The sequence below is a fragment of the Pseudomonas sp. Leaf127 genome, from assembly GCF_001423155.1.
GTDB classification, from domain to species: domain Bacteria; phylum Pseudomonadota; class Gammaproteobacteria; order Pseudomonadales; family Pseudomonadaceae; genus Aquipseudomonas; species Aquipseudomonas ovata.
On the sequence record NZ_LMOA01000022.1, the window covers coordinates 716,803 to 737,721 of the forward strand.

General features: G+C 63.3%; 20 protein-coding genes. 10 read left to right on the forward strand and 10 right to left on the reverse strand.

Annotated elements, in window-relative coordinates:
- Positions 1-17 precede the first annotated feature (17 nt).
- The gene (locus ASF84_RS21020) at positions 18-1,373 is read right to left on the reverse strand and encodes a 3-oxoacyl-ACP reductase (RefSeq protein WP_056840767.1); all 1,356 of its coding nucleotides are present in this window, start codon (positions 1,371-1,373) and stop codon (positions 18-20) included.
- A gap of 149 nt (positions 1,374-1,522) precedes the next feature.
- On the opposite strand from ASF84_RS21020, the gene ASF84_RS21025 reads away from it, so the two are divergent.
- The 3 genes from ASF84_RS21025 (at position 1,523) to ASF84_RS21035 (ending at position 4,650) form a co-directional block, all read left to right on the forward strand.
- Positions 1,523-2,800, forward strand: coding sequence for an acetyl-CoA C-acetyltransferase (locus ASF84_RS21025; RefSeq protein ID WP_056840768.1), 1,278 nt, complete (start codon positions 1,523-1,525; stop codon positions 2,798-2,800).
- Between the two features lie 100 nt (positions 2,801-2,900).
- Positions 2,901-3,179 carry a hypothetical protein gene (locus ASF84_RS21030; RefSeq protein ID WP_056840769.1) on the forward strand — a complete coding sequence of 93 codons (279 nt, stop codon included), beginning with the start codon at positions 2,901-2,903 and terminating at the stop codon, positions 3,177-3,179.
- Between the two features lie 31 nt (positions 3,180-3,210).
- Positions 3,211-4,650: a DUF726 domain-containing protein gene (locus ASF84_RS21035; protein ID WP_056840770.1), complete on the forward strand. Its 1,440-nt coding sequence runs from the start codon at positions 3,211-3,213 to the stop codon at positions 4,648-4,650.
- A gap of 95 nt (positions 4,651-4,745) precedes the next feature.
- Here the strand turns inward: ASF84_RS21035 and ASF84_RS21040 are convergent, their stop codons facing one another.
- The gene (locus ASF84_RS21040; RefSeq protein ID WP_056840771.1) at positions 4,746-5,774 is read right to left on the reverse strand and encodes a bile acid:sodium symporter family protein; all 1,029 of its coding nucleotides are present in this window, start codon (positions 5,772-5,774) and stop codon (positions 4,746-4,748) included.
- Positions 5,775-5,853: 79 nt separating this feature from the next.
- Between ASF84_RS21040 and ASF84_RS21045 the strand changes: the two genes are divergently transcribed.
- On the forward strand, positions 5,854-6,663 hold the full coding sequence (locus ASF84_RS21045) for an AraC family transcriptional regulator (RefSeq protein WP_056840772.1): 810 nt from the start codon (positions 5,854-5,856) through the stop codon (positions 6,661-6,663).
- A gap of 152 nt (positions 6,664-6,815) precedes the next feature.
- A complete protein-coding gene (locus tag ASF84_RS21050) occupies positions 6,816-7,712 on the forward strand; it encodes a PA4780 family RIO1-like protein kinase (RefSeq protein WP_056840773.1) in 897 nt (298 codons plus the stop codon).
- Positions 7,713-8,319: 607 nt separating this feature from the next.
- Here the strand turns inward: ASF84_RS21050 and cueR are convergent.
- The 3 genes from cueR to ASF84_RS21065 form a co-directional block, all read right to left on the reverse strand.
- Complete coding sequence (cueR, locus tag ASF84_RS21055; protein WP_056840774.1) at positions 8,320-8,730, reverse strand: Cu(I)-responsive transcriptional regulator; 411 nt, start codon at positions 8,728-8,730, stop codon at positions 8,320-8,322.
- Positions 8,727-10,916: a heavy metal translocating P-type ATPase gene (locus ASF84_RS21060; RefSeq protein WP_056840775.1), complete on the reverse strand. Its 2,190-nt coding sequence runs from the start codon at positions 10,914-10,916 to the stop codon at positions 8,727-8,729. The genes cueR and ASF84_RS21060 overlap by 4 nt, the downstream gene beginning before the upstream one ends.
- Positions 10,917-10,984: 68 nt before the next feature.
- Entirely contained in the window at positions 10,985-11,365 is a 381-nt protein-coding gene (locus ASF84_RS21065) for a hypothetical protein (protein WP_056840776.1), read from the reverse strand.
- A 145-nt stretch (positions 11,366-11,510) separates the two neighbouring features.
- Between ASF84_RS21065 and ASF84_RS21070 the strand changes: the two genes are divergently transcribed.
- Together ASF84_RS21070 and ASF84_RS21075 are read left to right on the forward strand one after the other, a co-directional pair.
- Positions 11,511-11,705 carry a heavy-metal-associated domain-containing protein gene (locus ASF84_RS21070; protein ID WP_056840777.1) on the forward strand — a complete coding sequence of 65 codons (195 nt, stop codon included), beginning with the start codon at positions 11,511-11,513 and terminating at the stop codon, positions 11,703-11,705.
- Between the two features lie 94 nt (positions 11,706-11,799).
- On the forward strand, positions 11,800-12,993 hold the full coding sequence (locus ASF84_RS21075) for a multidrug effflux MFS transporter (protein WP_056840778.1): 1,194 nt from the start codon (positions 11,800-11,802) through the stop codon (positions 12,991-12,993).
- Positions 12,994-13,039: 46 nt separating this feature from the next.
- Here the strand turns inward: ASF84_RS21075 and ASF84_RS21080 are convergent, their stop codons facing one another.
- Complete coding sequence (locus ASF84_RS21080) at positions 13,040-14,053, reverse strand: zinc-binding alcohol dehydrogenase family protein (RefSeq protein ID WP_056840779.1); 1,014 nt, start codon at positions 14,051-14,053, stop codon at positions 13,040-13,042.
- 113 nt (positions 14,054-14,166) lie between these two features.
- On the opposite strand from ASF84_RS21080, the gene ASF84_RS21085 reads away from it, so the two are divergent.
- The gene (locus ASF84_RS21085) at positions 14,167-15,102 is read left to right on the forward strand and encodes a LysR family transcriptional regulator (RefSeq protein ID WP_056840780.1); all 936 of its coding nucleotides are present in this window, start codon (positions 14,167-14,169) and stop codon (positions 15,100-15,102) included.
- 219 nt (positions 15,103-15,321) lie between these two features.
- Complete coding sequence (locus ASF84_RS21090) at positions 15,322-16,014, forward strand: ArsR/SmtB family transcription factor (RefSeq protein WP_056840781.1); 693 nt, start codon at positions 15,322-15,324, stop codon at positions 16,012-16,014.
- A 23-nt stretch (positions 16,015-16,037) separates the two neighbouring features.
- Here the strand turns inward: ASF84_RS21090 and ASF84_RS21095 are convergent, their stop codons facing one another.
- Positions 16,038-16,991, reverse strand: a complete 954-nt coding sequence (locus ASF84_RS21095; RefSeq protein ID WP_056840782.1) for an adenosine deaminase — start codon at positions 16,989-16,991, stop codon at positions 16,038-16,040.
- A gap of 170 nt (positions 16,992-17,161) precedes the next feature.
- On the opposite strand from ASF84_RS21095, the gene ASF84_RS21100 reads away from it, so the two are divergent.
- On the forward strand, positions 17,162-18,253 hold the full coding sequence (locus ASF84_RS21100) for a calcium:proton antiporter (protein ID WP_056840783.1): 1,092 nt from the start codon (positions 17,162-17,164) through the stop codon (positions 18,251-18,253).
- A 7-nt stretch (positions 18,254-18,260) separates the two neighbouring features.
- On the opposite strand, the gene ASF84_RS21105 is transcribed toward ASF84_RS21100, so the two are convergent.
- The 3 genes from ASF84_RS21105 to ASF84_RS21115 all read right to left on the reverse strand — a co-directional run bounded on the left by ASF84_RS21105 (position 18,261) and on the right by ASF84_RS21115 (position 20,656).
- Positions 18,261-18,947 (reverse strand): SDR family oxidoreductase, encoded by a 687-nt coding sequence (locus tag ASF84_RS21105; protein ID WP_056840784.1) that lies wholly within the window; start codon positions 18,945-18,947, stop codon positions 18,261-18,263.
- 425 nt (positions 18,948-19,372) lie between these two features.
- A complete protein-coding gene (locus tag ASF84_RS21110; RefSeq protein WP_056840785.1) occupies positions 19,373-19,960 on the reverse strand; it encodes an IMPACT family protein in 588 nt (195 codons plus the stop codon).
- Between the two features lie 33 nt (positions 19,961-19,993).
- Positions 19,994-20,656: a TetR/AcrR family transcriptional regulator gene (locus ASF84_RS21115; RefSeq protein WP_056840786.1), complete on the reverse strand. Its 663-nt coding sequence runs from the start codon at positions 20,654-20,656 to the stop codon at positions 19,994-19,996.
- Positions 20,657-20,919 lie beyond the last annotated feature (263 nt).

Sequence of the window (20,919 nt, forward strand, 5' to 3'; positions counted from 1 at the left end):
TGAACGGATTGGCGGCCTCAGGCCCCAATGACACTTTGTCCACAGACGCGCAGCACCTGGCCGCTGACGGCGCCGCTGCCCGGCTGGCCCAGCCAGGCCACCGCTTCAGCCACGTCCTGGGGCAGGCCGCCCTGGCCCAGCGAGCTCATGCGCCGTCCGGCTTCGCGCAGGGCAAACGGCATGTGCTCGGTCATGCGCGTTTCGATGAAACCCGGTGCCACGGCATTGATGCTGATGTCGCGGGCTTGCAGCGTGGGCGCCAGGGCGCGTGCGTAGCCGATCAACCCCGCCTTGCTGGTGGTGTAGTTGGTTTGCCCGCGATTGCCGGCCAGGCCGCTGATCGAGGCCATCAGCACAATGCGGCTGCCGTCGCGCAGGGTGCCGCTGTCGAGCAGCGCCTGGGTGAGTTTTTGCGGCGCATCAAGGTTGATGTCCAGCACCGCGTCCCACAGGTCCGGCGTCATGTTGGCCAGGGTCTTGTCGCGGGTGATGCCGGCGTTGTGCACCAGGATGTCCAGGCCGTCGGGCAGGTGCTCTGCAAGTTGGGCGGCGGCATCGTCGGCGGTGATGTCCAGCACCAGTGCCTGACCGCCCAGGCGCGAGGCGAGGGCTTCCAGGTCGGCGCGTGCCTGCGGTACATCGAGCAATACCACTTTGGCGCCGTCACGGGCGAGGGTTTCGGCAATGGCCGCCCCGATGCCCCGGGCACTGCCGGTGACCAGCGCCCGGCGTCCGGCCAGCGGGCGGCTCCAGTCCTGCACCTGGCGGTCGCAGGCACTCAAGTTCAACACTTGGCCGGAAATGAACGCGCTCTTGGGCGACAGGAAAAAGCGCAGGGCGCCTTCAAGCTGGCCTTCGGCTCCGGCTTCAACGCGAAGCAACTGCACAGTGGCGCCGTCGCGCACTTCCTTGGCCAGGGAGCGGCTGAAGCCTTCGATGGCCTGCTGGGCGCTGGCGGCCAGCGGATCGTCCAGGGTGTCTGGCGCCTGACCGAGAATGACGATGCGCGCACTGCGCTCCAGGTTACGCAGCAATGGTTTGAAGAAGTCACGCAGTTGCACTAGGTGCTCGGTGCGCTGCAGGGTGCTGGCGTCGAACACCACGGCCTTGAGGCGCGGGCCCTGCTCGGCGATCCAGGCGGTGGCACCGGGCACGTCGCTGCCCAGGCTGTAGACCGCATCGGTCAGGCGCTGGGCGCACAGCCGGACCTGATCGGCCAGCGGGCCTGCGCTGATCAGCAGGGGGCCTTCGATGGGGCGTAGGCGTCCTGCCTGCCAGCGTTCCAGACGCGTCGGGGTGGGCAGGCCCACGGCTTTCACCAATCGCCGCCCCATGTCGGAGTTGGCGAAATTGATATAACGGTCGGACGACATGGAACACTCTCCTTGAGTCGGGGTTCAAAGCAGTGGACCACAGGGGGACGACATTTGTTCGTGCCTGGACAGTGCTGTTCGTCCAGAGCACATTCGCTTCAGATTCGCTCCAAAAGCCTGTCCGATCCTTGAGAAAAGGGAGTTTTTCCATGAATCAGCCACGTCGTGTCGCCATTATCGGCGGCAATCGCATCCCGTTTGCCCGCTCCAACGGTGCCTATGCGACCGCCAGCAACCAGGCCATGCTCACCGCCGCCCTTGAAGGGCTGATCGAGCGTTATAACCTGCATGGCCAGCGCCTGGGCGAAGTGGTGGCCGGCGCGGTGCTCAAGCATTCGCGCGATTTCAACCTGACCCGCGAATGCGTGCTGGGCTCGCGCCTGTCGGCGCAGACCCCGGCCTATGACCTGCAACAGGCCTGTGGCACGGGGCTGGAGGCGGCGCTGCTGGTGGCCAACAAGATTGCCCTGGGGCAGATCGAGTGCGGCATTGCCGGCGGGGTCGACACCACCTCCGATGCACCCATCGGCGTCAATGAAGACCTGCGTAATATCCTGCTACAGGTTAATCGCAGCAAATCGACGGCTGACAAGCTCAAGGCCCTGTTGCAGGTGCGCCCGCAGCACCTCAAGCCTGAACTGCCCCGCAATGGCGAGCCGCGCACCGGCCTGTCGATGGGCCAGCACTGCGAGCTGATGGCGCAAACCTGGGGCATCGAGCGCGAGGCGCAGGACCGACTGGCGCTGGACAGCCATCTGAAGATGGCCGCAGCCTATGCCGAAGGCTGGCACGACGACCTGCTCACGCCGTTTCGTGGCCTGACCCGCGACAATAACCTGCGCACGGACCTGAACCTGGACAAGCTGGCCAGTCTCAAGCCGGCCTTCGAGCGCAGCGCCAGGGGCACGCTGACGGCGGGTAACTCCACGCCGCTGACCGACGGTGCCTCGCTGGTGTTGCTGGCCAGTGAAGACTGGGCCCGGACGCGCGGCCTGCCGATCCTGGCCTACTGGCGCGACGGTGAAGCGGCAGCGGTGGATTTCGTGCGCGGTGAAGAGGGGCTGCTGATGGCGCCGGTGTATGCCGTGCCGCGCCTGCTGGCGCGCAATGGCCTGAGCCTGCAGGACTTTGACTACTACGAAATTCACGAGGCCTTCGCCGCCCAGGTGCTGTGCACCCTCAAGGCCTGGGAGGACCCCGGGTATTGCCGCACGCGCCTGGGGCTGGACGCGGCGTTGGGCAGCATTGACCTGGCGCGGCTGAACGTGAAGGGCAGCTCGCTGGCCGCCGGGCATCCGTTCGCTGCCACCGGTGGGCGCATCGTCGCCAACCTGGCCAAACTGCTGGACGTGGCCGGTTCAGGACGCGGGCTGATTTCGATCTGCGCCGCCGGCGGGCAGGGCGTGACCGCGATCCTGGAGCGCTGACCGCGGGTCTTGCGTGATAGCAATCGATCAGGGCGGTGGGCATAATCGAGGCGCGGCGGCAGTACAGCGCGCACCGATTGGCTCGTTCGACAGGTCATCCATGGGACTCATCATTGCGATACTGGTTTTTCTCACCCTGGTGGGCATTGCGCTGTACCTGTTCGACAAGGGCGCCAGAACCCGCTGGCTGCAACCGCATATCGGCCTGTTGCTGATCGGTCTGCTGATTGCCGGCATGGGCTGGCTGATGGGTTTGCTCAGTCCTGAAATCGAAGGCTGGTTCATGCTGGTGGCCAAGGCGGTGATCGCCCTGGCCGGCGTGATGCTGTGCCTGCGCCTGATCAAGCGCATCGCCAAGCGCTTCATTTTCAGGAATTGAACGCGGCGGTGCCGCCAGACGCGTGAGGCCTGTGGACAATCACTTCAAGTTTCTGACGCTGCCCAGGGCCACCGGCAACGTCGCCAATATCTTCGTTCATGGCTATTCGGCCGGCCACGACCTGGATGACCGGCGCCTGCTGGCCAACAGCATCCCCGGCGAGCTGCGCCAGAGCGTCAATGTGCTGGCTTTCTGGCCGTCGAGCCATTTTGCACAACTGGACAACCGCTCTCGCGGTTTGTTGATGGCCGCCGCCCGTGTGCACCCGCTGGCCGCTGCCGCCGCACTGGCCGGTGACCGGGCGCTGCACTTTGCGCGCATCCGCGCCAAAGCCGAAGCCATGGGCAAGGTTCTGCTGCCGCAATTGACGGGCTACCTGGCCGAGCATCATCCGCACATTCGTCAGATCAACCTGATCGGTCATTCGCTGGGCGGCCGGCTGTTGATCAGCGTGCTCAGGCAGCAGCGCGATGCGCCCGATGCCTCACTGACCATCGGCGATGTGTTGCTGATGGGCGCGGCGGTGCGCATCGAGGCTGCCGAGGCGGCGCAGTTGCGCCCGTGCATTACCGGGCGCCTGATCAATGCCTGGTCACGTGACGATCAGATCCTGTTGCTCAACCTGGGCGAGCGCAGCCTGGGCAGGATGGCGCTCGAGCCTTTCGATAACGTGCACATGCAGGGGTTTGGCCATAACCATTACTGGATGCGTTTGCGTGAAGTGCTGGTGGCCTGCGCATTCAGTGGTTTTCGCGAGCCGACCGTGGATGAGGTTTTGCCACGCGATGTCGACCTGGACCCGGTGCTGCAGGACGCGTACCTGCACAGTGTGCTGCAGCGTTCACCGGCGTATGTGCTGGACGAGGCCATCCGGCAGTTGCGCCGCAGCCGCTGGACCCGCTTGAAGGACTCAGAGACCGACCGCGCCTATGCCTTTGTGCGTGAGTTCCAGTTGGTGGGCGGGCATTTTCTGCTCAATGCCGCGCGCCGCCGTGGGGTGTCCTACACCCGGGTGCTGGGCATGCTTGCCCGCCAGTATGGCCTGGGCGAGGCATTGCATCAGTGCGCGACGGTGGTGGAGGTCGAGGTGCTGTTGCTGCGCAGCTTCTTTCGCCATGCCTTTGCCGATGATCACCCGTTTGTGCAGGCCTTGATTCAGGCACCGCAGGCCCATGTCAGGGCCATGCCGTGGGCGGTGTATGCCCGGCACGTCGATGCCTTGGCCGAGCGGCTGACCCTGGCAGCGTCGTTCAGGGCGGCCGACGCTTCGACCGGGCCGGGCAAGGCGTTGGTGGCCAACGGGACGCGCGGTGCGCTCAAGGGCTGGCTGGGGGCCGTGCGCCAGGTGCCGGTGCAGCGCCTGGTGACGCGGCTGGGCAGCGCGCTGCGGCCGGGGTATTCGGCGCTGATCCCCACGGTGGCGATCGTGTTCTATGCGCGGGTCATGCTCGATGATGAAGGGTTGATGTAGGCGCGCTCATCAAGCACAACGTATGAGCGGCATGAAAACCACCTTGGGGAGGGCGCGAAAGGCGCAGGTCATTTCATGCCTGCCGAGGGCGTCCCTCAGGCCGCACGCGCCTCTTCCAGTGCGGCCTCGGACAGGCTGCGTTTGTGCCGGCTGGCGTAGTTTTCGGCAATCACCGAGCAGACGATCAGTTGCAGCGGATGATAGATCATGATCGGCAGCAGGATCAGGCCCATGGCCGGGTGTCCGCTGAAGATGATCGCTGCCATCGGCGCGCCGGCTGCCAAGGATTTCTTGGTCGCGCAGAACACCGCCGCGACCTTGTCGGCATGGTCAAACCTGAGCACCCGTGCGGTCGAGGTGGTCAGCAGCAGGATCACGGCCAGCAGCAGCGCACTGCCGACGATGGCCGCCACGATCACACTGTTGCCCTGTTGCTGCCACAACCCCGACAGCATCGAGTTGCAGAAGGCTGCGTACACCAGCAGCAGGATCACCAGTTTGTCGATGACGTTGGTGATTTTCTTGTAGCGCGCAAAGAACTTGCCCAGCAGCGGGCGCAGCAACTGGCCCAATATCAACGGCAGCAACAGAATGCTGCACAGGTCCAGCAAGGTGTCGCCAAGGTCAATGCCGCCGGCGCCGGTGCCCATTTCCAGGCTCATCAGCCACGGCGTGATGAAAATCCCCAGCACACTGGACAGGCTGGCATTGAGGATCGCCGCCGGCACGTTGCCGCCGGCGCTGCCGGTCAGCGCCACAGACGATGAAATGGTCGACGGCAGCGCACACAGGTACAGGAAGCCCAGCATCAGCATGGCCGGCAGGTGCGTACCCAGCAGCCGGTCACAGGCCAGCCAGATCAGCGGGAACACCACGAACGTGAATGCCTGGATCATCACATGCAGGCGCCAGTTCTTGAGGCCCTTGACGATCTGCTCGCTGGACAGGTGGATGCCGTGCAGGAAGAACACCACGAACACGCCGCCCTTGATCAGGTATTCGGCATGCAGGGTGCCACCCGTGCCGCCGAAGTGCGGGAAGAAATACGCCAGTATCGTCATCAGCACCATGCCGCACAGGAACCAGTCGGTGACGACGCGCTTGAGGTGTTTGAGTGCTTGCATGGCCTTGGATCTTTGTAAAAGAGAATGTCGGCAGGCTACTCTGATGCACTTCTGCCGTCTTGCGACATAAGGCCATTAGATGCCGAGTAACGGACAATCTGTCGAATCCTCAAGAGTCGGGCTGCGCAGCATTCCGGACCTGGAAGATCTGCCGCGACCGCTGTATGCCCGGGCCGAAAGCCTGGGGGCGGGGTCGTGGACAGCACCGCACTGTCATGACTGGGTGCAGTTTTCCTACGCCATCAGTGGCGTATTGGGGGTACACACCAGCGAGGGCAGCTTTTTCGCGCCGCCGCAGTGGGGCGTGTGGATTCCGGCCGGGCTCGAACACCAGGTGCTGACCTCGATGCAGGCCGAGATGCGCAGCCTGTACGTGCGCAGCCGCGACTGCGAGTGGGCACCCGGGCGTTGCCGGGTGTTGGAGGTCACGCCGCTGGCACGCGAATTGATCAAGCATTTTTGCCAGTTGCCTGCCACCTACCCCGAGCACGACAGCGCCGAGGCACGCCTGGTGCAGGTGCTGCTGGATCAACTGGCGACCTTGCCGGAGGTCGGTTTCAGCCTGCCCTTGCCGCGTCATGGGCGTTTATTGGGCTTGTGCAACGAATTGATCGGCGACCCGGCCGTGCCTGTGAGCCTGCAGGCATGGGCGGCACGGCTGGGCACATCGGAAAAAACCCTGATGCGTTTGTTTCAGCGTGAAACAGGCCTGAGCTTTCGCGGCTGGTGCCAGCGGGCGCGGTTACTGTCTTCGCTGGAGGCCTTGCACGGCGGTGCCAGCGTCACCCAGGCCGCGCTGCAAAGCGGCTACGACTCGACATCGGCCTTTATTGCCGCGTTCAAGCGCCTGTTCGGGTTTACCCCTGGCGAGTTGTTTCGCCACGGATGAAACTGGCGTGAAAGCTGCTACTCCAACAGCCGCGACACGCCCGGATTATCATCGGGTGTCAAACCCTGTCACTGCTCCCTCTACTCGCGTGTAGAAGATTGCCGTATAACGGCGGTACCGCGTATCAGGCAAAGGACCCACACTGAAAGCCGATGAAAACTCCAAAACGCATTGAACCCCTGATCGAAGACGGTCTGGTCGACGAGGTGCTGCGTCCGCTGATGAGCGGTAAAGAGGCAGCTGTATATGTGGTGCGCTGCGGCAAGGAACTGCGCTGTGCCAAAGTCTATAAGGAGGCCAACAAACGAAGTTTCCGTCAGGCGGCGGAGTATCAGGAAGGGCGCAAGGTGCGTAACAGCCGACAGGCACGCGCCATGGCCAAGGGCACCAAGTACGGGCGCAAGGAGGCTGAAGAGGCCTGGCAGAACGCCGAAGTGGCGGCGCTGTTCAAGCTGGCCAGTGCCGGTGTGCGCGTGCCGACGCCGTATGACTTCCTCGACGGCGTGCTGTTGATGGAAATGATCACCGACGGCTACGGCGATGCTGCGCCGCGCCTGAACGATGTCGAGCTTGAGCCCGACCAGGCGCGCGAGTACCACGCCTTCCTGATCAAGCAGATTGTATTGATGCTGTGCGCCGGCCTGGTGCATGGCGACCTGTCCGAGTTCAACGTGCTGCTGGCGCCTGACGGCCCGGTGATCATCGACCTGCCCCAGGCGGTGGATGCGGCGGGCAACAACCATGCGTTCAGTATGCTGGAGCGCGATGTCGGCAACATGGCCAGCTATTTTGGCCGCTTTGCGCCGGAGCTGTTGCAGACCCGTTATGCCCGCGAAATGTGGTCGCACTACGAGGCGGCCACGTTGACGCCCGAGACGGTGTTGACCGGCGAGTTCCCGGACGACGAGGAAAGCGCCGATGTGTACGGTGTGATGCGCGAAATCGAAGCCGCCCAGCGCGACGAAGCCCGCCGCCAGGCCGCCCGTGCGGCGGCCGAAACGACGGCCGAGCCGGCCAACGAAGAGCCGATTCCACCGTGGATGCGCTAAAGCCGGTCATGTAAGGCAGCGCTGCCCTGTGGGAGGCAGCAACTGTCTGGCAATGACGGGTTTACAAGCGCTGCCGTCTGTCGGCTGTCCTGGCCTCATCGTCGGATCGCCGTCTGCAGCAGAGCAGCCTCACACAGGTTTGATGTGACCCTGAATTTCGGGCCTGGCACCAGACKGTGGGAGGCAGCTTGCTGGCGATGGCGATGGGACAGGCGCAGCAGGTGCATGGGCCTTGCTGGCCTCATCGTCGGATCGCCGCCCGCAGCAAGCCGCCTCCCACAGGATTAATGTAGCCCTGGGTTTTGGGCCTGGCAYCAGACKGTGGGAGGCAGCTTGCTGGCGATGGCGATGGGACAGGCGCAGCAGGTGCATGRGCCTTGCTGGCCTCATCGCCGGCAAGCCGCCTCCCACAGGATTAATGTAGCCCTGGGTTTTGTACCTGGCACAAGACCTGTGGGAGGCAGCTCTGCTGGCGAAAGCGGTCATGAATCTGGCGCATTTCTGGCGTCTGTTACAGCCAGTCGCGAGCAGAGCTCCCTGCCACATGATCGTTGTACCACTTGATGGCTTGATGGGGCTGCTAAAGCGCAGTGCCATCTGGCCGTGTTCATGTCGACGTGCTGTTGCAACCGCCCGACGCCAGGTCCTTGAGGATCGTGCAGTCGGGGCGGTCGTTGCCCTGGCAGTGGTCGATCAGATCATTAAGGGTGTCGCGCAGGCTGGCCATCTCGACGATCTTTCTTTCCAGTTCTTCCACATGGCGCAGGGCCAGGGCCTTGACGTCGGCGCTGGCGCGTTCACGATCCTGCCACAGGGTCAGCAGCTTGCCGGCTTCCTCCAGTGAAAACCCCAGGTCCCGTGAGCGTTTGATAAAGCTCAGGGCGTGCAGATCGTGCGGGCTGTAGCGGCGATAGCCGCTGTCGCTGCGCTCGGCCGGTTGCAGCAGGCCGATGGATTCGTAGTAACGGATCATCTTGGCGCTCAGGCCGGTGCGTTGTGCCGCTTGACCGATATTCATGCTTGATCCACCGGGGTTTTCGGCTTCCAGGCCTTGAGCAGCAAGGCATTGCCCACCACGCTGACACTCGACAAAGCCATGGCCGCGCCGGCCAGCACCGGGTTGAGGTAGCCCAGGGCGGCCAAAGGCAGGCCGATCAGATTGTAGACAAAGGCCCAGAACAGGTTCTGGCGGATCTTGGCGTAGGTCTTGCGGCTGATCTCCAGTGCCGCCGGCACCAGGCGCGGGTCGCCACGCATCAGGGTGATGCCGGCGGCCTGCATGGCCACATCGGTGCCGCCGCCCATGGCGATGCCGACATCGGCGGCGGCCAGGGCCGGCGCGTCGTTAAGGCCGTCGCCGACCATCGCCACCACCCGGTCACGCTTGAGGGCGCTGACAATCGCGGCTTTGTCGGCCGGCAACACCTGCGCATGCACGTCAAAGATGCCCAGGGCCTTGGCGACGGTCCGGGCGCTGCCCTGGTTATCGCCGGTCAGCAGATGAGGCACGATGCCGCGCTTGATCAGTTGCTGCACCGCCTGCCCGGCGCCGGGCTTGACGGTGTCGCCAAAGGCGAACAGCCCGATCACGCCCGGCTCCGGGGCCAGCTCCACCAGCCAGGACACCGTGCGGCCTTCGGCTTCCCAGGTGCGGGCGGACTCGGCCAGTTCGCCCATCGACAGGTTGTTTTCGTCCAGCAGGCGGTGATTGCCCAGCGCCAGCTGCCGGCCTTGCACGGTGGCGGTGATGCCGCGACCCGGCAAGGCCTGGCTGTGTTCGGGCATCTCCAGCGGCAGTTGCCATTGCGCGCACACCTCCAGCACGGCCTTGGCCAGCGGGTGCTCGCTGCCCCGCTGCAGCGTGCCGGCCCATTGCAGCAGTTGCTCTTCGTTGACCCGGGCGGCGCTCATGTTGGTAATGCGCGGGGTGCCGGCGGTCAGCGTGCCGGTCTTGTCGAAGACCACCACGTCGATCTGATGAGCGCGCTCCAGGGCTTCGGCATCCTTGATCAGAATGCCGTGTCGGGCCGCCACGCCGGTGCCGGCCATGATCGCCGCCGGTGTGGCCAGGCCCAGGGCGCATGGGCAGGCGATCACCAGCACCGCAACGGCATTGAGCAGCGCGACCTCCAGGCCGGCGCCGACATACAGCCAGCCTCCCAGGGTCAGCAGGGCGATGACCAGCACCGCCGGTACGAACACCTGGCTGACCTTGTCGACCAGGCGCTGGATCGGCGCCTTACCGGCCTGGGCGTCTTCGACCAGACGAATGATGCGCGCCAGTACGGTTTCAGCACCCAGGGCCGTGGCCCGCACCAACAGCCGGCCTTCGCCGTTGATGGCGCCGCCGACCACCGTGTCGCCCGGGTGCTTGGGCACTGGCAGGCTTTCGCCACTGATCAGCGCTTCATCGGCATGGCTCTGGCCCTCGATGATCTGGCCGTCCACCGGAAAGCGTTCGCCAGGGCGCACCAGCACCACGTCGTCGATGCGCAGCGCATTGATCGCCACGTCGTGTTCCTGGCCATCGATCACTTGCCAGGCCCGTTCCGGACGCAGCGCTTCCAGGCCGCGCAAGGCACTGGCGGTCTGGCGCTTGGCGCGGCTTTCGAGGTGTTTGCCCAGCAGCACCAGGGCAATGACCATGGCCGAGGCTTCGAAGTACAGGTGCGGTGTGGTGCCGGGTGCCGCGCTGATCCAGGCGTAGACGCTCAGGCCGTAACCGGCGCTGGTGCCCAGGGCGACCAGCAGGTCCATGTTGCCGGCGCCGGCCCGCACGGCTTTCCAGGCGGCGACATAAAAGCGGGCGCCGAGGATGAACTGCACCGGTGTGGCCAGCGCGAACTGCAGCCAGGCCGGTAGCATGGCGTGCACGCCCAGCGGCGCCAGCAGCATTGGAAGGACCAGCGGCAAGGCCAGTGCCAGGGCCAGCAGCACCGCCCAGCGTTCGTGATTGCTTTGGCGTACCCGGGTCTCGGCAGGGGCGGGCGCGAGGCTGGCTGCGTAGCCGGCACGGCTGACCGCCGCGATCAAACTCTGCGGATCAAGGCCGGGGCGGGCCTGGACATGCGCTCGTTCGTTGGCCAGGTTGACCGTCACGCTGTCGACACCCGGCACCTTGGCCAGGGCGCGTTCGACCCTGCCGGCGCAACTGGCGCACGTCATGCCGCCAATCGGCAGGTCGAAGACGATGGGTTCTTGCATGGTATTCACTCCCTGAAGGCTCGATGCCTGCAAGGATCAACCTTGACCCAGGGGCAAGGTCAAGGCAATCAGTAATTCAGGCCAGCCGGTGTGAGGTAGTAACCGTTCAGGTTGGCGGCGATGCGGTACTTGAGGATGTCGCCGGCACGCACGTTGATGCGCATGCTGCTTTGCGCTTCCAGCCCTGCGGCGCAGCCGGGCACAGTGCCGGGCAGACGGGTCAGGCGAATGTTCACAGTGCCGGGCGGCAGGTTGAACGACACCGATTGCTCCTGGAATACCCGGCCGGCCAGTTGGTCCTGGACATAAATACCGATTTCGCAGGCGCTGCCTATTTCCAGGCGCTCCCGGGAAATGATCAGGATGCCGTATTCCTGTTGGGCCTGGACGCTGGGGGCCGCTGCCAGAAGACCGAGAATGCCCAAGAGGCCCAAAGCTGATCGACGCATCGCGGATGCTCCTGTGAAAACCGATGATGGCCAAGCTTGGCCCAGTGCCAGTCCGAATGCCAGCCCGGCAGACAGACGCGGAACTTGACCTTGCTACGATGGCAAGGTTGAGAATGCACTCATCCCACTCACGGAGGTCATTCATATGCACGTATTCAACGTTCAAGGCATGACGTGCGGGCACTGTGCCCGTGCGGTCACCCAGGCGATTCAGGGCGAAGATCCAGCGGCACAGGTCGAGGTTGACCTGCCTGGCAAGCAGGTCAAGGTTGCCAGTACGCTGGCGGCGCAACGGATCATCGAGCTGATCACTGAGGAGGGTTATCAGGTTCAGCCTTGATCACGTTCAAACGGTAATTTTTCATCGCCCCGCAGTTATCCGTGCGCAAGCCGAGTAGACTGGCACTAATGCTTAGCTTGCTTACGGATATTCGATGAATCCTCGCATTATTCTTATTCTCGGCGCCTTGAGCGCCTTCGGCCCGCTGGCCATCGACTTCTACCTGCCAGGCTTTCCAGCCATGGCCCTGGCGTTCGGCACCGATGAAAAACACATACAACTGACCCTGGCCGCCTACTTTCTCGGTTTGTCGATCGGGCAACTGGTGTATGGCCCGGCCGCTGACCGCTTTGGCCGACGCAAGCCCTTGCTGGTGGGCGTAACGTTGTTTTCCGTCGCTTCGCTGGCGTGCGCCTTTGCACCGAACCTGGAATGGCTGATCGGGGCGCGCTTCGTGCAGGCGCTGGGTGGCTGCGCCGGTATGGTGATCGCCCGAGCAGTGGTCAGCGACACGTGCGATGCCATTGGCTCGGCCAAGGTGTTTTCGCAATTGATGCTGGTCATGGGCCTGGCGCCGATCCTGGCCCCGATGCTGGGCGGGGTGATGGTCAATGCCTATGGCTGGCAGTCAATCTTCCTGGCCCTGACCCTGTTCAGCGCTGCCTGCCTGATCGCGGTCACCCGTGGCCTGCCGGAAAGCCTGAGCCCTGAGCGGCGTGCACCGTTGAGTGGCGCGCCCAGGCAGTACCTCAATCTGCTCGGTGATCGGGTCTTTATCGGCTATGCCCTGAGTGGCGGCATCGCCATGGCCGGGATGTTTGCCTATGTCGCCGGTTCGCCGTTCGTGTTCATCAAGCTGTACGGTGTGCCGGCCGAGCACTACGGCTGGCTGTTCGGCATGAATGCCGCCGGCTTCATTCTGGTCGCGCAGGTCAACGCCCGCCTGCTGCGCCGCTTTGGCCCTGCTTTTTTGCTGTCGCGCGCCATTCTGGTTTATCTCACTGCGGCCTTGACCGTGCTGGGCATCAGCCTGCTGCGCACTGAAGCACTATGGCCTCTGCTGGTGCCACTGTTCATATGCCTGGCCAGCCTGGGGTGCATCATCCCCAACGCCTCGGCCTGCGCCATGAACGGCCAGGGCCGTCGCGCCGGCAGCGCTTCGGCCCTGCTCGGTTGCCTGCAGTTCAGCGTGGCGGCCGGCGCGTCCAGTCTGGTCGGGCTGCTGCATGACGGCACCGCCACCGCCATGACCCTGGTGATCAGCCTGTGCGCCGCGCTGGCCGTGGCGATGTCGGTTTACACCCGGCGCCAGGTGCGGCGCCGGGAAGCACAGAAAGTGGCGGCCTAGGGTCTGTTGCCGTTTCAGCACGGCCGTGCTGAAACGGCAACAGACCCTAGAACCCCTCAAGCACGATCTTGCCCTTGGCCTTGCCGCTTTCGAGCAGGGCGTGGGCGCGGCGCAGGTTGTCGGCATTGATGGTGCCGAAGTGCTCGCCGAACGTGGTTTTCAGGGTGCCGGCATCGATCAGCCGGGCGACGCGATCGAGCAGGTGATGCTGTTCGATCATGTCGTCGGTCTGGAACATCGAGCGGGTGTACATGAACTCCCAGTGCAGCGACAGGCTCTTGCGCTTTAGCTGCTTGATGTCCAGGTGCTCGGGGTCGTCGATCAGTGCCAGTTTGCCCTGGGGCCTGAGCACCTCGACCAGGTGTGCCAGGTGCTGGTCAGTGTGGGTCAGGCTCGCCACATGCGTGACGTCCTTGATGCCGATACGCTGTAACTCTTCCTGCAAGGGCCGGCTGTGGTCGATCACCTCATGGGCGCCCAGTTCACGCACCCAGGCGGCGGTTTCGGGGCGTGACGCGGTGCCGATGACTTTCATCGACGTCAGCTGCCGTGCCAGTTGGGTCAGGATCGAACCGACCCCGCCGGCCGCACCGACGATCAACAGCGTTTGCTCTTGCGGCGCACCCCCTTCGGCGACCTGCAGACGCTCGAAGAGCAGTTCCCAGGCGGTAATGGCTGTCAATGGCAAGGCCGCGGCATGGGCAAAATCCAGCGAGGCCGGCATGTGCCCGACAATGCGTTCGTCCACCACATGGCGTTCGCTGTTGCCGCCCGGGCGGGTCAGGTCGCCGGCATAAAACACCTTGTCGCCTGGCTGGAACAACGTCACTTCGCTGCCCACCGCCACAACCACGCCGGCAACGTCCCAGCCCAGCACCTTGGCCGCGCCGTCCTGCGGCGCGACATTGCGACGGATCTTGGTGTCCACCGGATTGACCGAAATGGCTTTGACCTCTACCAACAGGTCGCGCGGGCCGGCAACCGGCTCGGGCAGTTCGATGTCTTGCAGGGCCTTGGCGTCGTCAAGGGGCAGTGGCTGGTAATAGGCGATGGCTTTCATGGAGTGTCCTTGAAGGGGTTGAGCGATGGCGGGATCATTGCCTATTTGCGCGCAGGGTAAAACCGGCTAAAACAGCAGGCTCTTTCAATTTTTTTTTGATAATCGAGGCAGCCATGCTGCGTTTTGACGATGTGCAGTTGTTCGTGCGTGCGGCCGACCTGGGCAGCCTGTCGGCCGCCGCCAGGGCAATGGATTTGTCGGCGGCGGTGGCCAGCGCGGCGCTCAAGCGTCTTGAGCAACGGCTGGGTGCCCGTTTGCTGGCCCGCTCGACGCGCAGCCTGCGGCTGACAGCCGAGGGCGAGGGGTTCTTGCAATATGCCCGCGCCGCGCTCAGCAGCTTGGAAGAAGGTCAGCGCGTGCTGGCCGGGCGCCAGGACCAGTGCAGCGGGGTGCTGCTGCTGTCGGCGCCTTCGGATTTCGGGCGCAATGTGCTGTTGCCCTGGCTGGATGATTTTCAGCAACAACATCCCTTATTGAGCGTGCGCCTGCTGTTGGGCGATGGCATTACCGATCTGTTCCGCCAGCCGGTGGATGTCGCGCTGCGCTATGGCGAACCTGAAGACTCCAGCCTGGTGGCCTTGCCGGTGGCGTCGGACAACCGCCGTGTACTGTGCGCTTCCCCGGCGTATCTGGCCCGGCATGGCGAGCCGCAGCAGGTCGAGCACCTGGCGTTGCACAATTGCCTGTTGTACCGGCTGGGCGAGCGCATCCATGACCATTGGCGCTTCGAGGACGGCAAGCGTGAGGTCGGCCTGACAGTACGCGGTGACCGATTCAGTGACGATGCCGACGTGGTGCGTCGCTGGGCGGTGGCCGGCATGGGCGTGGCCTACAAGTCGTGGCTGGATGTGGCCGCCGATGTCCGCGCCGGGCGGCTCAAGGTGCTGATGCCCGAGCTGCGTGGCGAATGGGCACCCTTGAATCTGTTGTGCAGTCATCGTGCGCAGTTGAGCCGACCGGTCAACCTGTTGCTGGCGATGCTCCGACAGCGCTGCGCTGAATGGGAGACGCAGGCTGGCGAAATGTCTTACAGCCATTTCGGAAAATAGCAGGGGTGAACACAGCTTTCAGCTGTGAAGTGTCAACATGAGCGCAATGACCTCTGGTGCTGGCAGGCACCACGTCGATGATGGCCATTATCCCGGTGCCGGGGCACAGAGGCGGGACTTATAATTGCGGACCTGGGAGGGGTCGCACTGTCGTATGGCCAGCAGCACGGAAGGCTGGGCGGCAGGCGATGGATGAATGTTTCGACAGGGAGTGAATACATGGAATACGCACCTAGCATCAGCCAGATCGCGGCATTGCTGGCCGATCCCAAGCGCAGTGCGATGCTCTGGGCCTTGATGGATGGCGCTGCGCGCCCTGCCGATGAGCTGGCCTTGCAGGCGGGCTTGTCTACCGCGTCTGCCGGTGCGCACCTGGCGCGCCTGGCGGCCGGTGGCCTGCTCAAGCAGGAAACCCGGGGGCGCAAGCGCTTCTTCCGACTGGCCGCACCCGAGATCGGTGCCGCCGTGCAGGCGCTGGCGTGTGCGTCACAGGTCAGTGCCGAGCAGGTCAGCCGCCGGCAGGTACAGCCTCTGCCGCCATTGCCGCTGCGCCGGGCGCGGGTGTGTTGTGATCATCTGGGTGGCGAGCTGGCGGCCGAGTTGTACCAGCGCCTGCTGGGTGATGGCTGGATCGCCCAGCAGGAGCAGCGCATCGAAGTCACCAGCAAGGGCATGGCCAAGTTCGCCGAGCGTGGCATCTACGTGCCGGCCCTGGCTCAGCGCGAGCGTGAAACCGTGTGCGCCTGCCCCGCCTGCAACGAACTCAGCCCGCACCTGGGCGGTGCCTTGGGCGCGGGGCTGTTGCAGTTGTTCATCCAGATGGGCTGGCTGCGCCCCACCGAGGAGTCCGACACGCTGCAGATCTCTTCAAACGGCCAGCGTGAGATCAGCAAGATCGCGTCGGCGGCCTGACAGGCTGATTGGCCGCACAGGCCTCAGGGCTTGATCAGGCGTGCATCCAGGCTGTTTTGCGCCAGGCGGCGGGCCTGGTCCTCGGTCATGCCCAGGTGGGTGTGCAGGGCGTGGAAGTTTTCCGTCACATAGCCGCCGAAGTAGGCCGGGTCGTCGGAATTGACCGTCACCTTCACGCCACGCTCGAGCATGTCGAGGATGTTGTGCTGGCTCATGTCATCGAACACGCACAGTTTGGTATTGGACAGCGGGCAGACCGTCAGCGGGATCTGTTCGTCGATGATGCGCTGCATCAGGCGCTCGTCTTCGATGGCGCGCACGCCGTGGTCGATCCGCTGGATCTTGAGCAGGTCCAGCGCCTGCCAGATGTACTCGGGCGGGCCTTCTTCACCGGCATGGGCCACGGTGAGGAAACCTTCGCTGCGGGCGCGGTCGAACACACGCTGGAACTTGCTTGGTGGATGACCCATTTCCGAGCTGTCCAGGCCGACGGCCACGAAGGCATCGCGAAACGGCAGGGCCTGGTCCAGGGTCTGCTCGGCTTGTTCTTCGCTGAGATGGCGCAGAAAGCTCAGGATCAGGCCGCTGCCGATGCCCAGTTGCTGCTTGCCGTCCTTCAGGGCCTGAGTGATGCCCCCCAGCACCACCTCGAACGGGATGCCGCGGTCGGTGTGGGTCTGCGGGTCGAAGAAGGGTTCGGTGTGGATCACGTTCTGCGCCTTGCAGCGCAGCAGGTAGGCCCAGGTCAGGTCATAGAAGTCCTGCTCGGTACGCAGCACGTCCGCGCCCTGGTAATAAAGGTCGAGAAACTCTTGCAGGTTATTGAAGGCATAAGCCTGGCGCAGGGTGTCGACGTCGTTCCAGGGCAGGGCAATCCTGTTGCGCTCGGCCAGGGCGAACAGCAGTTCAGGCTCCAGCGAGCCCTCAAGGTGCAGGTGCAGTTCTGCCTTGGGCAGGGCGTTCAACCAGTCGTACATGGAAGGCTCTCATCAGGTGCAATGGCCGGGCATTTTACAGATGGCCACCTTGGTGTGGGTGAAAGCTGACCGAACGGTCGGTGGGCGTCAGGTCTGCCGCTTGAAACCTTTTGACACATGGTGGTTCTGAGACTGCAAGCAACCTTGCGTCATTCAGATGGAAAACCACAATGGGCTCAGTCTTCAAGCAGGAAAAACTTCTTCTTCTGGCGATCATTGCCACCGTGGCGGCCTATGCGCTGGAGCATCTGCTGCTCAGCAACGGACGCACCGTGGCGCTGGTCGCGGGTCTTGTGCTGGTGGGCTTTATCATCTGTGCGTCGATGCGCGTGGCCCATCACGCCGAAGTGCTGGCCGAAAAGGTCGGTGATCCCTACGGCACCATGATCCTGACCTTGTCGGCGGTGCTGGTAGAGGTGGTGATCCTGGCCATCATGATGAGCAACGAGCCTTCGCCGACGCTGGTGCGCGACACGATTTATGCCGCGGTGATGCTGGACATCAACGGAATTCTTGGCCTGGCCGCGCTGATGGGCGGGCTCAAGCATGGCGAGCAGTCCTACAACGACAGTTCAGCGCGCACCTACAGCGTGATGATCCTGACCGCGATGGGCGTGTCGATGGTGGTGCCCGAGTTCATTCCCGAAGGCGACTGGAAGTTGTATTCAGCCTTCACCATTGGCGCGATGGTGGTGCTGTATGCCTTGTTCCTGCGCATGCAGGTCGGGCCGCACAGCTATTTCTTCAGCTACAGCTACCCGGAAAAGAAACAGCACAAAGACGCTGATCAGGCGCATGGCGGTGCCATCAACCTGACGCGTTCGATCGCGACATTGGTAGTGGGGGTCATTGTGATCGGCGCGCTGGCCGAGGTCATGGCGCAAACGCTGGACCTGGGGCTGGAGGGCAGTGGCGCGCCGCCGGTGATGACCGCCATTTTGGTGGCTGCCATCTCGGCGTCGCCGGAGATTCTCACTGCATTGCGCGCCGCCCTGGCCAACCGCATGCAGTCGGTGGTCAACATCGCCCTGGGCGCGTCGCTGTCCACGGTGATCCTGACGGTGCCGGTGATGGAGGCCATGGCGCTGTACAACGATCAGCCGTTCCAGATGGCCATGACGCCGGTGCAGACGGTCATGGTGTTCATCACCTTGCTGGTCTGTGCAATCAACCTCAATGACGGACAGACCAATGCCATCGAAGGCATGACGCATTTCGTGTTGTTTGCAACCTTCATCATGCTGTCGTGCCTGGGACTCTGACGCGGTTTTACCAGGTCAGGGGTTCGCCCTTGTAGTTGATGAAGTGGTGGCCGCCCTTGCCGGCGTAGGCATTGAGTTGTTGCACCAGGCCGGTGGTGCTGGTCAGGACGTCGATCTCGGCATGCTCGCCGCCCATGTCGGTCTTGACCCAGCCCGGATGCAGCGACAGTACGGTTGGCCGCGGTTCCGGCAAGCGGGTGACGAAGGTGTTGGTCATGGAGTTCAGGGCAGCCTTGCTGGCTTTATAAAGGCCCATGGTGTCGCCGTCCGGGCAAGCGACGCCGCCCAGCACCGAACTCATGAACGCGATGATGCCGGTGCCGGGTCGTACCTGGCCAACCAGGTATTCGGCCAGGCGGATGGGCGCTACGGCATTGGTCAGGAACAACTGGCCCAGTTCGGCGGCGGTCGATTGGGCCGCACTCTGATGGGCCGCGCCCAGCGTGCCGGCATTGACGAACAGCACGTCGAACACTTCACCCTTGAGCTTCTGGATCAACACTTGCACCGAGGCATTGTCGTCGATGTCGAGGGTTTCGATGTGCACGCCACCAATGGCTTTCAAGGCGTCGCTCTTGTGCGGGTCGCGCACGGTGGCGATGACTTTCCAGTTCTGTTCGGTCAGGCGCTGGACCAGCCCCAGGCCCAGGCCGCGAGAGGCACCGATGATCAGCGCAGTTTTTTCGGCAGACATGGAAAACTCCTTTTCTGTGGATAGTTGTCGCGCCAGGCGTCGACAGTGCGGTCCGGCAGCGTAATGCAGGCGCGGACCTGTGGATACACTGTTTCTGACCGCAGCGAATGCTGCGCCGTGCGTTCGGCTTTTGGTTAAAAACTGTACAGGCTGCTGCAGGGGCGGTGCACAAGGCTGTTGCGCAAGGCTTGCACCGGTTATCCACAGGCTGATCCACCGTTATGGTGAGTAACGTGCAGGCCGCGAAATTCGGGCGCTTGCAGAAGATTGGCGGTCGTTTGGGCCGTCCTTCATGGCTTGGCTATGGCGCTTGGTCGAAAAGTGATCAGTTTCGTGTAAGGGCCGGCCTGCAAGGGCTGCAGCGCGGTGTGCTCAGCTTATCCACAGCCGGGTGCACAGTAGTTGTGGGCAATTGAGGTCCTGGATTATTCGGTGACGTGCAGCAGGATGCGACCGCGGCTCAGGTCGGCCAGTTGCCGGCGCAGGGTGTCGACCTGCTCAGGGCTCACGGCAATCGACAATTGCACACCGTTGGCCGTGAAGTGTTCTTCTTCTACCAGGCCATCGAGTTCGGCCAGTCGCAGCTTGACCAGCGTCAGTTCGCTGAAGCCGCACTCAAGGTGAAAAGCCTGGCGATGGATCAGGGCGCGCCGCGGCGCCTGTTGCAGGCATTTGTTCGCACCGCCGCCATAGGCGCGGGCCAGTCCGCCAGTGCCCAGCTGGATGCCGCCGTACCAGCGAATGACCAGCACCACGACCTGATCGAAGTCCTGCGCTTCGATGGCCGCCAGGATCGGCCGCCCGGCCGTACCACCCGGTTCACCATCGTCGTTGCTGCGGTACTGGTCGCCCAGTTTCCAGGCCCAGCAGTTATGGGTGGCGTCCAGGTCGCTGTGCTGTTCTATGAAGGCCTGCGCCTGAGCGGCGCTGGTGATGGGGCCTGCGAGGGTGATGAAGCGGCTTTTGCGAATCTCCTCGCGAAACTCACAAAAGTCGACAAGGGTCGAGGGCATGCACGGTGTCCGACGGATTACGGGAGCTGCATATTACAAGGCCGGTGGCGTCAACCCGCAACCCTTGAGAATGATACGGACCAGATTGTCGCCTGCCAGGTCCATGTCCTGTCGGGTCAGGCGGCTGCGATCGGTGAGGCGGCAGATCTGGTCGGCAAAGTCGGCGTAGTGCTGGGTGCTGCTCCATAAAAGGAAGATCAGGTTGACCGGGTCGATCGGGTCCATTTTGCCGGCATCGATCCAGGCCTGGAATATGGCGGCACGCTCGCGGAACCATTGGCGGTAATCCTGGTTGAAATGCTGGTTCATGCATTCGCCGCCACTGATGATTTCCATGGCAAAGATTCGCGACGCCTGGGGCTGGCGCCGTGAGAACTCCATTTTTGCGCGGATATAGGCGGTCAGCGCCGTGGCCGGGTCATCCTCCACCGTCAAGTGATTGAAGGTGGTGTCCCATTGCTCGATGATGTCATTGAGCAAGGCGATGTACAGCCCCTGCTTGTTGTTGAAGTAGTAATGCAGGTTGGCCTTGGGCAGGCCCGCCTTGAGGGCAATGGAATTCATGCTGGTACCCTTGAATCCGTGCCGGGCAAACTCGTCTTCGGCAGCCTTCAGTATCAGCTGCTGGTTTTTCTGACGAATACGACTGGCGGGCTTGCTGGGGGACGCGCTGTGCACAGGGACTTCGAAGGGCATAAGGCACTTCCGCAGATCAGGGTTACGAGGGGCTATGCGCTGCACAGATAGCGCACCGATGCGAATCCGACAAGCGCTATTGGTAATTTTGTCTGACAATATCTTTGGGTGAATACAAAGTGCTTCTGTTTATATAGAAGAAGTGGTGCTTAAAGGGGATTGAAGCGTTAATTTCACATTATTGAAATTAAGTGTTGACGCCCTGTCTCAGCGCTCTATAATGCGCACCATTCCCGCCGCGGAAGAAACTGAAAACTCCTTGA